The sequence below is a fragment of the Bradyrhizobium sp. ORS 111 genome (assembly GCF_045571485.1).
Taxonomy (GTDB): domain Bacteria; phylum Pseudomonadota; class Alphaproteobacteria; order Rhizobiales; family Xanthobacteraceae; genus Bradyrhizobium.
Window position 1 is genome coordinate 6,246,590 of sequence record NZ_CP120701.1, and the last position, 12,682, is coordinate 6,259,271.

General features: G+C 64.8%; 12 protein-coding genes. 2 read left to right on the plus strand and 10 right to left on the minus strand.

Annotation, left to right across the window (positions count from 1 at the left end; genetic code table 11):
- Positions 1 to 100: 100 nt before the first annotated feature.
- Positions 101 to 1,207 carry a DUF2336 domain-containing protein gene (locus P6U30_RS28760; RefSeq protein ID WP_407166195.1) on the plus strand — a complete coding sequence of 369 codons (1,107 nt, stop codon included), beginning with the start codon at positions 101 to 103 and terminating at the stop codon, positions 1,205 to 1,207.
- 185 nt (positions 1,208 to 1,392) lie between these two features.
- Here P6U30_RS28760 and ilvC read toward each other — a convergent pair whose 3' ends face one another.
- From ilvC to miaA, 8 genes are all read right to left on the minus strand, one after another.
- Positions 1,393 to 2,412, minus strand: coding sequence for a ketol-acid reductoisomerase (gene ilvC / locus P6U30_RS28765; protein WP_280976383.1), 1,020 nt, complete (start codon positions 2,410 to 2,412; stop codon positions 1,393 to 1,395).
- A 153-nt stretch (positions 2,413 to 2,565) separates the two neighbouring features.
- The gene (locus P6U30_RS28770) at positions 2,566 to 3,174 is read right to left on the minus strand and encodes a LysE family translocator (RefSeq protein WP_407166196.1); all 609 of its coding nucleotides are present in this window, start codon (positions 3,172 to 3,174) and stop codon (positions 2,566 to 2,568) included.
- A gap of 7 nt (positions 3,175 to 3,181) precedes the next feature.
- A complete protein-coding gene (locus tag P6U30_RS28775) occupies positions 3,182 to 4,075 on the minus strand; it encodes an EamA family transporter (protein ID WP_407166197.1) in 894 nt (297 codons plus the stop codon).
- 43 nt (positions 4,076 to 4,118) lie between these two features.
- Positions 4,119 to 4,814: a class I SAM-dependent methyltransferase gene (locus P6U30_RS28780; RefSeq protein WP_407166198.1), complete on the minus strand. Its 696-nt coding sequence runs from the start codon at positions 4,812 to 4,814 to the stop codon at positions 4,119 to 4,121.
- Between the two features lie 3 nt (positions 4,815 to 4,817).
- Entirely contained in the window at positions 4,818 to 5,360 is a 543-nt protein-coding gene (gene ilvN, locus P6U30_RS28785; protein ID WP_407147913.1) for an acetolactate synthase small subunit, read from the minus strand.
- A gap of 136 nt (positions 5,361 to 5,496) precedes the next feature.
- Positions 5,497 to 6,480, minus strand: a complete 984-nt coding sequence (locus P6U30_RS28790; protein WP_407166199.1) for a threonine dehydratase — start codon at positions 6,478 to 6,480, stop codon at positions 5,497 to 5,499.
- 153 nt (positions 6,481 to 6,633) lie between these two features.
- Complete coding sequence (locus P6U30_RS28795; protein ID WP_407166200.1) at positions 6,634 to 8,409, minus strand: acetolactate synthase 3 large subunit; 1,776 nt, start codon at positions 8,407 to 8,409, stop codon at positions 6,634 to 6,636.
- A 337-nt stretch (positions 8,410 to 8,746) separates the two neighbouring features.
- Positions 8,747 to 9,676 (minus strand): tRNA (adenosine(37)-N6)-dimethylallyltransferase MiaA, encoded by a 930-nt coding sequence (gene miaA, locus P6U30_RS28800; RefSeq protein ID WP_407170557.1) that lies wholly within the window; start codon positions 9,674 to 9,676, stop codon positions 8,747 to 8,749.
- Here miaA and serB point away from each other — a divergent pair.
- Positions 9,675 to 10,580, plus strand: a complete 906-nt coding sequence (gene serB, locus P6U30_RS28805; RefSeq protein WP_407166201.1) for a phosphoserine phosphatase SerB — start codon at positions 9,675 to 9,677, stop codon at positions 10,578 to 10,580. The two genes, miaA and serB, sit on opposite strands and share 2 nt — an antisense overlap.
- A 142-nt stretch (positions 10,581 to 10,722) precedes the next feature.
- Here serB and P6U30_RS28810 read toward each other — a convergent pair whose 3' ends face one another.
- Positions 10,723 to 12,219 carry a Do family serine endopeptidase gene (locus P6U30_RS28810; protein WP_407166202.1) on the minus strand — a complete coding sequence of 499 codons (1,497 nt, stop codon included), beginning with the start codon at positions 12,217 to 12,219 and terminating at the stop codon, positions 10,723 to 10,725.
- Between the two features lie 242 nt (positions 12,220 to 12,461).
- Positions 12,462 to 12,662: a DUF2065 domain-containing protein gene (locus tag P6U30_RS28815; RefSeq protein ID WP_407147918.1), complete on the minus strand. Its 201-nt coding sequence runs from the start codon at positions 12,660 to 12,662 to the stop codon at positions 12,462 to 12,464.
- Positions 12,663 to 12,682 lie beyond the last annotated feature (20 nt).

Genomic DNA, 12,682 nt, shown 5'->3' on the forward strand with positions numbered 1-12,682 from the left:
CACCTGTATTTGCGCAAGGTTCCAGCTTAACGCCCGCGTAAGTCCGCCTGCTGCATGGTCCGCGCGCAAGTGTCATCCAACAACAACAGGCTGCCGATCAATGGCGCAACAGCCGGCACAATCGATCATTGCCGAACTTGAAGATGCTGTCCGGGACGGAACGACCGCGAAGCGCGTGCAGACGCTGCGGCGGGTCACCGACCTGTTCCTGAACGACGGCGACCGCCTCAACGACGAACAGGTCAAGGTGTTCGACGACGTGCTCTGCCTCCTGGTCGCGCGGGTCGAGACGCGGGCGCGGGCCGAGCTCAGCAAGCGGTTGGCGCCGCTCGATTACGCGCCGTTCGAAGTGATCCAGTACCTGGCCTGGGACGACGACATCAGCGTTGCCGGCGAGGTGTTGACACATTCCAGCCGTCTCAGCCCCGAGGCGCTGCTCGAGATCGCCGGCAGCAAGGGACAAGACCATCTGTTCGCGATCTCGGCGCGTGAGAACCTGCCCGAGCGGGTCACCGATGTGATCATCAACCGTGGCGAAGACCGGGTGATCCGGCGCCTCGCCAAGAATGCCAGCGCGCGGTTCTCCGACGACGGCTATTCCAACATCGTCGCCCGTGCGGAGGGCGATGACGAGCTGATCGAGATCCTCGGCCTGCGCCTCGATCTTCCGGCCAAGCTGCTGCGCGACCTGCTGCGCCGCGCCAAGGATACAGTGCGCGCCCGCCTGCTGGCGATTGCGCCGCCTGCAGTGCGTGACGAAATCCAGAAGGTGCTGAATGACATCGCCCAGGAGGGAGCGGCCGCTCCGCGCCGCAATTACGGCGTGGCCGAAGAGCTGGTCAAGCTGATGAAGCAGTTGAACGAGCTCGACGATGCCGCGGTCTACAACTTCGCCGAAGCCGGCAAGTTCGACGAGGTCACCGTTTCGCTCGCCGTGCTGAACGACATGCCGATCGAGATGATCGAACGGCTGATGCTGGGTCCTCGTTCCGACTTGCTGCTGATCCCCTGCCGGTCCGCACGCCTGAACTGGCCGACGGTCGAAGCCATCCTGCGCAAGCGGCCGATGGCGCATCCGATCGACGAGGTGACACTCAAGGTCGCGGAACGGGATTATCGCCGGTTGTCGATGGAAACCGCGCAGCGCACGGTGCGCTTCTGGCAGCTACACAACAGGCTCGAGAAGCAGCCGATGGCGGTCGGGTAGCCGGCGTTCGATTTTCGCGACGTCACAAACGAAAGGGTGGGCCAGGCGCCGTGCGCTTGCCCACCCTTCTTTTTGGTGCGTCGTTCGTAGGGCGGGCGAAGCGAAGCGCGCCCACCATTTCGCCCTGTGCAAGGAATGGTGGGCACGGCGCGAGGCGCCTTTGCCCACCCGACCTGCTACCGGGCTTAGTTCTTGGTCTTGTCGACCAGCGCGCCCTTCTTGATCCAGGGCATCATGTCGCGCAGCTTGGCACCGACTTCCTCGATCGGATGGGCGGCGAGCTTGGCGCGGGTCGCCTTGAACGAGGTCTGGTTGACCTTGTTCTCCAGCATCCAGTCGCGTGCAAACTTGCCGGACTGGATGTCGTTGAGCACGCGCTTCATCTCCTTCTTGGTTTCGTCGGTGACGATGCGCGGACCGGTGACGTACTCGCCGTATTCGGCGGTGTTGGAGATCGAGTAGTTCATGTTGGCGATGCCGCCTTCATAGATCAGGTCGACGATCAGCTTCACCTCGTGCAGGCACTCGAAGTAGGCCATCTCCGGCGCGTAGCCGGCCTCGACCAGCGTCTCGTAGCCGCCCTTGATCAGCTCGACCAGGCCGCCGCAGAGCACCACCTGCTCGCCGAACAGGTCGGTCTCGCACTCTTCCTTGAAGGTGGTCTCGATGATGCCGGCGCGGCCGCCGCCGATCGCCGAGGCGTAGGAGAGGCCAAGGTCATGCGCGTTGCCCGAGGAATCCTTGGCGATCGCGATCAGGCAGGGCACGCCGCCGCCGCGCTGATATTCCGAGCGCACGGTGTGGCCGGGGCCCTTCGGCGCGATCATCAGCACGTCGAGATCGGGACGCGGATCGAGCAGATTGAAATGCACGTTGAGGCCGTGCGCGAACACGAGAGCGGCGCCCTTCTTCATGTTGTCGTGCAGGTGCTCGCGATAGATGTCGCCCTGCAGCTCGTCCGGGGTCAGCATCATCACGAGGTCGGCCCACTTGGCAGCCTCGGCGACTTCCATCACCTTGAAGCCGGCGTTCTCGGCCTTCTTGGCCGAGGCCGAACCCTTGCGCAGCGCGATCGCCACTTCCTTGACGCCGGAATCCTTCAGGTTCAGCGCGTGGGCGTGACCCTGGCTGCCATAGCCGACGATGGCGACCTTCTTGCCCTTGATCAGGTTCAGGTCGGCATCGCGATCGTAGTAAACTCGCATCTTGGTTTTCCTCGTTTGCAAAAGTGGGCCGAAATCGGCCGATGGATCAGGCTATCGGAAGGACAAACCGCCGGCCGCCCGTGAATTTCCGGCGTTGTCTAGAGCATTTTTCCCGTCAGGGGAAACCCTCATCTCGCATGGCGCGGTGCGGCATCATGCGTCCATGAAGACCGGATAGAGCGAGGCCAGCAGCAGGATGGCCATCACCACGTTGAAGACGCGGATCGCCAGGGGCGAGGTCAGGATCGGCCGTAGCGCGGTGCCGAATAGCGCCCATACGGTGCAGGACACGGTCCCCAGGATCAGGCTCAGGGTGACCTGGATCGCGATGTTCCACGGGAAGGCGGCAATCGCCGCATAGGCCGTGATGGTGCCGATCACCATCACCCAGCCCTTGGCGTTGATCCACTGGAACATGGCCGCGCCCCAGAAGGTCATCGGGCCGCGGCCTGGTTTCGCGTCCTTGTCCGCCGAGGGCGGCTCGGCCATGGCGATCACCGCGGCGAGATAGACCAGGTAGATGACGCCGCCATATTTCAGGATCGTCTGCAGCACCGGATAGGCGATGAAGACAGCGCCGAGCCCGACGCCGACCGCGCCGACCATGAAGGCGAAGCCGACCGTGATGCCGGCGATATGCGGCAGTGTGCGGCGGAAGCCGTAGGTCAGCCCCGACGACAGCAGCATGATGTTGTTCGGGCCCGGGGTGAAAAACATCACCACGGCGAACACGACGAAGGCGAGCATCAACGAGTTCGACATGATCCCCTCACACGACTTCCGGCAGAGGCTTTTTGGGTAAGGTCCTGGGCCGCCGCGACAGCAGCATCACGGCGATGCCGCCGACGACAGTGATCATGCCGGCGAGCCGCAGCGGCCCGAACGTCTCGCCGAACACGATGCTTGAGGCCGCCGACCCGACGAACGGCACCAGCAGCGCGAACGGCACCACCTGCGCCGCCGGATGATCCCGCAGCAGCCGTCCCCAGAGCCAATAGGCGATGCTGGTCGAGATGGCGCCGACAAACAGCATCGAGATGATGCCGCGCGGCGACAGATGCGAGAGCGCCTGCCACGTCGGCTGCGGCCCAAGTGTCAGCAGCGACAGGAGGAACAGCGGCAGCGCCGCGCATAGGCACAGCCAGGCGAACAGGTCGAACATCGGCGCGCCCTGCGCCGGCCGCAGCAGCAGGTTGCCGACCGCAAACGAGATCGGCGAGATCATCAGAATTGCGAACGCCGTGACGCTGAAGTCGTAGCCGACGGTGCCGCAGATCATCAGCAGACCGATCGCGGCGATGGCAATCCCGATCGCCTGCATTCGAGACGGCAATTCGCCGAACAGAAGCGCGGCCAAGCCGATGGTGAACAACGCCTGGCTCTGCACAATCACGCTGGTGAGCCCGACCGGCACGCCATGCGCAATGGCGACGGACTGCGCCAGGAACTGGCCGAGAAACAGCGTGAAGCTGATGCCGATCAGGAGCAGCCACGAGACCTGCCTCGGCTTGGGCAGGAACAGGCACGGTAGCGCCGCGATACCGAAGCGCAGAGCCGTCATCAATTCGGGCGGCAGTTCATCGAGCGCAATCCGGCTTGCGACGAACGCAAGTCCCCAGATCACCGCGACCATGACGGCGATGCCAACATCGGCCGGCTTCATTGTTGTTCTTCTTTTGGTTCGGTTTCGCTCGGTTGGTCGGGATCTAGATCTGTTCGTCCGGCTTCGGCTTGCGCAAGAGATAGGTGCCGTGCAACGGCGCGTGATAATCGGCGGAGACCAGCGTGAAGCCGGTCTCGGTCAGCATCCGCTCCATCACCCAGCCAAAGGTCGAGTATTCGTCGCGCATGTGGGTCATCACGCTGTCACGCTCGAAATCGTGGTTCTTGATCGAGAAATCGGCCCAGCCCTCGACGTCGCGCTCGACGCCGTCGGGCATGCTGACGAACACCATGTCGCGCAGATAAAAGTTCGCGCCTGGCTTCAGCGCGTTGAAGATCCGCGACACCGCGACCGCTTTCCAAAAATCGGGCAAATGATGCAGCGTGAACTCGCTGACGATCAGGTCGTAGGAATTCGGCTGGTAGGCGAAGGACAGCAGTCCGGCCGGCTGGGTGCGGATCCGGGCCTTGCGGTCGCGCGCATAGATTTCGGCGAGCCCGAGCATCGCGGGCGAGATATCGATGGCGTCGACCTCTGCCCCCATCAGCGCCGCCTCGGTCGCCAGCACGCCGTTGCCGCAGCCGATGTCGGCAAGCCGCCAGCCCGGCTTGACGCCGAGCATGGTCAGCGCCTGACGGGCGCGGACATCGCTGTCGTCGCTGACGTCATAGATCGAGGCGACCGCGGTATCGAGGCCGAGCCGCCGCCGTTGCGTGTAGTACCAGTCGCGCGCCAACATGATTCACATCCCTTCCGGCCCGCGCGTGATGGCGGCCACCCCGGTTCGTGACACCTCGATCAGCCCCAGCGGGCGCATCAGGTCGATGAACTGATTGATCTTGGAGGAATTGCCCGTGATCTCGAACACGAAGCTCTCGGTCGTGGCGTCGATCACCCGGGCGCGGAACGCATCCGCCAGCCGCAGCGCCTCGACGCGGTGATCGCCGGTGCCCCTGACCTTGACCATCGCGAGCTCCCGCTCGATCGAGCGGCCCGTCAGCGTCATGTCGACGACGCGATAAACCGGGATCATGCGATCGAGCTGATGCTTGATCTGCTGGATCACCATCGGCGTGCCTGTCGTGACGATCGTGATCCGCGAAAGATGCTTCTGGTTCTCGGTCTCCGACACCGTGAGGCTGTCGATGTTGTAGCCGCGGCCGGAGAACAGGCCGATCACGCGCGCGAGCACGCCGGGCTCGTTCTGCACGAGCACGGACAGCGTGTGCGTCTCGTTGGGATCGTGGCGTTCTTCGAGGAAATAGGCGGATGCGGGCTGGTTCATTGTCGTTCCCTCAATCATTGCTCGTCATGCCCGCGAAAGCGGGTATCCAGTAATCCACCGGCGCCTGCCGCGGCGTACTGGATTGTCCGGTCAAGCCGGACGATGACAGCGGAGTTCTTGGCTGGCGCTCGCATCATCATGCGACCACCCTCCGGGCCGACGGCACATCCGCCATGACCCACTTACCGAACAGATCGAAATCGATGTTGCCGCCGCTCAGGATCAGGCCGACCCGCTTGCCGCTGAGCTTGCCCTTTTCCTGCAGCGCCGCCGCGAGCGCGGCTGCGCCAGCGCCCTCGGCAAGATTGTGGGTGTCGGTCCAGTAGGCGCGGATCGCCTGCCCGACCTCGTCATCGGTGACCTGCACGATGCGGGAGGCGCCCTTGCGGATCAGCGCGAACGCGTCCGCATCCGGAATCCGCGTCGCCATGCCGTCGGCGCGCGTGTTGCTGGTCGCGGTGGTCACGATCTCTCCGGCGGCGAACGACAGCGCGTAGGACGGCGCTTCGGTCGACTGCACGCCGACGATCTCGGTCTTCAGGCCCAGCAGGTCGCGCGCCATGATGCAGCCGCAGATGCCGGAGCCCTGCCCGATCGGCACGTAGAGAATGTCGAGATCGGGCGCAGAACGAAACAGTTCGAGCGCGTAGGTCGCAACGCCGAGCACCAGGTCCGGGTGGAACGACGGCACCATGTGGAGGCCGGCGAACTGCGCGCGGCGCTCGGCCTCTTCGCGCGCGGCCTGAAAGTCCTCGCCATGCTCGACCAGTTCGGCGCCGAACGCGCGCATCGCGCGGTTCTTCTCCACCGAATTGCCCCGTGGCACGTAAATCACCGCCGGTACGCCGTGTTGAGCGGCGGCAAAGGCCAGGCTCTGGCCGTGGTTGCCGCGGGTCGCCGAGATGATGCCGGGCACGCCGGGCCGTTCGCGCTTCAGCCGTTCGAGATAGACCAGCCCGCCACGCACCTTGAAGGCGCCGATCGGCGTGTGGTTCTCATGCTTGACCACGACGCGCGTGCCGAGACGCTCGGCGAGCAGCGGCCAAGCATGCGCCGGCGTCGGCGGCACTGCTGTGCCGACGATCCGATGCGCGCGCTCAAGCTCGTTGAGGTCAAACATCGTGGCTTCCCGTCTATCTTCCCGCTCTCATGTCATCCCCGCGAAGGCGGGGATCCAGTCTTCCAGAGACGTCCGAGATCGATCGAGACGCCGCGGCGTACTGGATCGCCCGATCAAGCCGGGCGATGACAGTGGAATTTTCGGCCAGCATCGTCACACCAGCGCCTTGCCGCCGGCGAACGCGCTCGCGGTGGCGTCGCTGGTCGCCTCCTCCGGCAGCAGCATCTCGTTGTGCGCCTTGCCCGACGGGATCATCGGGAAGCAATTCTCCAATGCCGCGACCCGGCAGTCGAACAGCACCGGGCGCTTGATCGAGATCATCTCCTTGATCGCGCCGTCGAGATCGGACGGCTTGGTCGCCCGCAGGCCGACGCCGCCATAGGCCTCGGCGAGCTTGACGAAATCAGGCAGCGCCTCGGAGTAGGAGTGCGACAGGCGGTTGCCGTGCAGGAGCTGCTGCCACTGCCGCACCATGCCCATGTACTGGTTGTTCAGAATGAAGATCTTGATCGGCAGCTCGTACTGCACCGCCGTCGACATCTCCTGGATCGTCATCTGCACCGAGGCGTCGCCGGCGATGTCGATCACCAGGCTGTCGCGATGCGCCACCTGCACGCCGACCGCGGCCGGCAGACCGTAGCCCATGGTGCCGAGACCGCCGGAGGTCATCCAGCGGTGCGGCTCCTCGAAGCCGAAGAACTGCGCGGCCCACATCTGGTGCTGACCGACCTCGGTCGTGATGTAGGTATCCTTGCCGCGGGTCAGTTCGAACAGGCGCTGGATCGCGTATTGCGGCAGGATGATATCGTTGTTCTTCTTGTAGGACAGCGAGTTGCGCGCGCGCCACAGCGCGATCTGCTGCCACCACGCCTTGATGTCGGGCTTCTTCGCCTCCGCCTTGAACGCCTGCAGGAGGTCGCCAAGCACGTTGGCGGCATCACCGATGATCGGCACGTCGACCCGGATATTCTTGTTGATCGACGACGGATCGATATCGATGTGGATCTTCTTCGATCCCGGCGAGAACGCATCGACGCGGCCGGTTATGCGGTCGTCGAAGCGCGCGCCGACGCACAGCATGACGTCGCAATCATGCATGGTCATGTTGGCTTCGTAGGTGCCGTGCATGCCGAGCATGCCGAGCCAGTTCGGCCCGGAGGCCGGATAGGCTCCCAAGCCCATCAGCGTCGAGGTGATCGGGAAGCCCGTGGTCTCGACCAGTTGTCGCAACAGCTTGGAGGCTTCCGGTCCCGAATTGATCACGCCGCCGCCGCTGTAGATCACCGGACGCTTGGCGGACGCCAGCATCGCGATCGCCTTGCGGATCTGCGTCGCGTCGCCCTTCACCTGCGGCGTATAGGAGACGTGCACATCCGCCTTGCGCGGCGGGTGATAGGTGCCGGTGGCGAACTGCACGTCCTTTGGCACATCGACCAGCACCGGGCCGGGCCGGCCGGAGGTCGCCACGTAGAAGGCTTCGTGGAGCACCTTGGCGAGATCGTTGACGTCGCGCACCAGCCAGTTGTGCTTGGTGGAGGGACGGGTGATGCCGACCGTATCGCACTCCTGGAAGGCATCGTTGCCGATCAGATGCGTCGGCACCTGGCCGGTGATGCAGACCAGCGGGATCGAATCCATCAGCGCGTCGGTCAGCGGCGTCACCATGTTGGTGGCGCCGGGACCCGACGTCACCAGCACCACGCCCGGCTTGCCGGTCGAGCGGGCATAGCCCTCGGCGGCATGGCCGGCGCCCTGCTCGTGGCGCACCAGGATGTGCTCGACCTCGCTCTGTTGGAAGATCTCGTCGTAAATCGGAAGTACCGCGCCACCGGGATAGCCGAAGACATGCTGCACGCCGTGATCGATGAGTGCGCGCACGATCATCGCGGCGCCGGTCATCTGATTGGGATCGTGGCTCTTGTCGGTCATGGTTCGCTCCGGATGCGCTTGATTCTGCGCGACTTTTGTCAGTTCTCGTGATTCTGCTTCAGGAAATAAAAAAGGGCCCGAGAGGCCCCATGCACACCGCCTGTCTTTAGGATGGCCGCTAGCCATCCCCGGCGGTGTGCCTGGGTACGACGGCGATAAGGAGTTTGCTAATAATGTTGCGCACTGGACTGCTCAGGCTTCCCAAAGGTTGCGCGAACATAACGGCCAAAGCCCGAATGTCAAGGCAAGGCAGAAATTTTCGCGATTTCTGCAGTCTAACGGGGTTCCTGTCGCTCCGCGAGTGTTTTTGCGCGGCGAAACACGCATGGCTGATTGGCTAGGAGATCGCCGCAAGCAACCAGTCCCGCGCCGCCTCCGGCCTGATCCAGGCGAATTCCGGAAGCTGGTGGCGGAACCAGGTGAACTGGCGCTTGGCGTAATGGCGCGTGTCGGCCCGGCCGATTTCGGCAGCCTCCTCCAGGCTGATTTCCCCTTTCAGGTGCCGGATCAGCACCGGCACACCATGGGCCTTCATCGCCGGCAACAGCGGATCGAGCCCGCGTGCTGCCAGCGCACCGACCTCCTCGAGCGCGCCGGAATCGAGCATCACGTCGAACCGCGCATCGATCCGGGCATAGAGGGTCTCCCGCTCCGGCGCGAGAAACAGCGCGCGGAATTCATCCGGTGGCAACAGCGGCGGCAGGCCCTCGCGGTGCCAGTCGGGTAGCGGCCGCCCGGTCGCCTCGACCACCTCGAGCGCGCGCGCGATCCGGGTGCGATCGCGCGGCTTCAGTCGCGCGGCGGACAGCGGGTCGCGCTGCGCCAGTTCGGCATGCAGCGCCTCGACGCCGTCACGCTCCAGCCGCGCGCGGACGCTTTCACGCACCGCGGCCGGGATCGGCGGCACCGCCGAGAGCCCCTGCGTCAGAGCCTTGAAATACAAGCCCGAGCCGCCGACGAAGATCGGCAGGCGGCCCTGCGCTCGCACCTCGCCGAGTGCCTTGGCCGCATCGCCGACCCAGGCGCCGGCTGAGAAATTCACGCCGGCATCGACATGGCCGTAGAGCCGGTGCGGAACCTGAGCCTCCTCCTCGGCGGTCGGCCGCGCCGTGATGATCCTGAGGTCGCGATAGACCTGCATGGAGTCGGCATTGATCACGACCCCGCCGGTTTTTTGCGCAAGTTCGAGCGCCAGCGCCGACTTGCCGCTGGCGGTCGGCCCTGCGATAAGCACGGCCCTGTCCAACAATCCCGAATGCGCCTGCATGTCCCTCGTTGCCACGCTGATCTGCAATCCCGCAAGCCCCGCGCTCGACTCCACCATCGTCGACGGCGCGCGGGCCGTGCTGCCCTCTCCGGGCCCGGCGCAGTGGCTGTTCAACGAGGTCGCCGTCGACATTCCCTTCGAGAGCCAGCACACCGGCAAGGACGACATCAAGGCGATCGAAGCCCGCTTGCGCGAGGCGCGCGTCGACCTGCCGATCGACATTGTCGTGCAGCCTCGGATCGCCCGGCGCAAGAAGCTTTTTCTGGCCGACATGGATTCCACCATGATCGGCCAGGAATGCATCGACGAGCTGGCCGATTTCGCCGGGCTGAAGGCCCATGTGGCCGCCATCACCGAGCGCGCGATGCGCGGCGAGATCGAGTTCGAGTCGGCGCTGCGCGAGCGGGTGGCGCTGCTCAAAGGCCTGCCGGTCAGCGTGGTCGACGAGGTGTTGGAGAAGCGCATCACGCTGACACCGGGCGGCCGCGCGCTGGTCGGGACCATGCGCGCGCATGGCGCCTACACCTGCCTGATCTCGGGCGGCTTCACACTGTTCAGCAACGTGGTCGCCGCCAAGGTCGGCTTCCAGGAGAACCGGGCCAATCAGCTTCGGGTCGACGACGGCAAGCTGACCGGCGAGGTCGTCGAACCGATCCTCGGCCGCGCCACCAAGCTCGCCACGCTGGTCGAGCTGATGGAATCCTTCGATCTCGACGACATCGACACGCTGGTGGTCGGCGACGGCGCCAACGATCTCGGCATGATCCAGGCCGCGGGCCTCGGGGTCGCCTATCACGCCAAGCCGGCGGTGGCTGCCGCAGCAGCGGCACGGATCGATCACGGCGATCTCACCGCGCTGCTCTATGCGCAGGGCTATCGCCGCGACGAGTTCGTGGAGGGGTAACCTCTCAATGGCTGTCGTCACCCGCGCAGGCGGGTGACCCAGTATTCCAGAGACGTCTGTCGACGATCGAGAGGCCGCGGCGTGCTGGATCCCCGCCTTCGCGGGGGATGACAGTCAGGAACTGAGGCCGCAGCGCGCCCTCCTACTGCACGCTCAGCGCGACGAAGCGCAGCTCGCCGTCGCCGTTGGAGACGAGCAACAGCACCGACTTCTTGCCGTCCTTCTTCAATTTGTCGATCCGGCTCTTGATGTCGGCGGCGCTCGAGACTGCTTCCTGCGCCACCTCGACGATGACGTCGCCGGCCGACAGACGCTTGTCGGCGGCGTCGGAGGCACCATCAACGCCGGTGATGATGACGCCCTTCACGCTGTCCTTGATCTTGTACTTGCCGCGCAGATCCTTGCTCAGCGATGCCAGGTCGAGGCCCAGCGCCTTCTGCGTCACCGGCTTCTCGGCGGTGTCGTCCTTCGGCTTGGCATTGGCCTGCTGAACCTTCTCGGTGTCCTGGAGGCGGCCGAGGGTGACCTTGTGGGTCTCCTCGTTGCCCTTGCGGATGACGACGACGTCGACCTCCTTGCCGACCGCGGTGTCGGCAACGATCCGGGAGAGATCCTTGGGGTCCTTCACGTCCTTGCCGTCGAACTTGACGACGACGTCGCCCGGCTCGATGCCGGCCGGCTTGGCCGGGCCCTTGTCGTCGATACCTGCGACGAGGGCGCCACGCGCCGGCTTGATGTTGAGGCTGTCGGCGATTTCGTCGGTGACCTGCTGGATCCGCACGCCCAGCCAGCCGCGCCGCAACTCGCCGTATTTCTCGAGCTGGTCGACGACGCCGGCCACCGTCTTCGACGGCACTGCGAAGCCGAGACCGATCGAGCCGCCGGTCGGCGAGATGATCAGCGTGTTGACGCCGATCACTTCGCCATCGAGGTTGAACAGCGGACCGCCGGAATTGCCGCGGTTGATGGCGGCATCGGTCTGGATGTAGCTGTCATACGGCCCCTGGCTGATGTCGCGGTTCTTGGCCGAGACGATGCCCGCGGTCACGGTGCCGCCGAGGCTGAACGGGTTGCCGATCGCGACCACCCAATCGCCGAGGCGGATCTTGTCGCTGTCGCCGAACTTGACCGCGGTGAGCGGCTTTGGCGGCTTGAACCTGAGCACGGCAAGGTCGGTCTTCTTGTCGACGCCGACGATCTCGGCCTTGACCTTGGTGCCGTCATTGAGAATGACGTTGATCTCGTCGGCATCGGCGATGACGTGGTTGTTGGTGACGACGATGCCCGACGTATCGACGATGAATCCGGAGCCGAGCGAGTTGGTCTTGCGCGGTTGGAACTCGCCCCCCTTGTCGCCGCCCTTGCCCGGCGGTCCGCGGCGGTTCTTGAAGAAGTCGTCGAAGAACTCCTCGAACGGCGAGCCCGGCGGCAGTTGCGGCATCGCGCCGCCCTTGGCCTCGATCGTCTGCGAGGTCGAGATGTTGACGACGGCATCGATCACCTTCTCGGCGATGTCGGCGATGCCTTCGGGACCGCGCGCGAACGCCGGCACGGAGCTCAGCATGCATGCAGCACCGATCGAGACCGCAGCCCCCATCAGGCGGAGGCGGCGGCTCAGGGCTGATTTGGCGGCGGTCATGTCGGAATTTCTCCAGGCAAACGGATCAAAATCGTTGGTCACAGACTGCGCCCGAACGGGCGCGCCGCGCAAGCATCTCAGCCTGCCATTTCGGCGAAAACCGGACGCGGCAGGCTCACGATTACGTACAGCCTTGGTTGTCGTTCCAGATGATCCGACAGGTGGGATCGGGGGCCCAGTTGCACCCTTGCGGAGCCTCGAAGTTCCCGGTCCGTTTCGCAGTCAGGAAGGACGATTGACGTTTATCGTCGTACCAGCCAGATCAGAATCAGCCCGCCGACCGCCGAGCCGAGGCCGACGACACGCAGGATGTTATCGGGCGTCTCCAGCGCGCTCTTCATGGCCCGGCGCATCCAGGCCGGACTGGCGGCAAACAGGATGCCTTCGAGCACGAACAGGATTCCCAAGCCGATGAGGAAGTCGCCGAACGCTATTGACCTCATCGGATCGCAGCCTCCCGCTT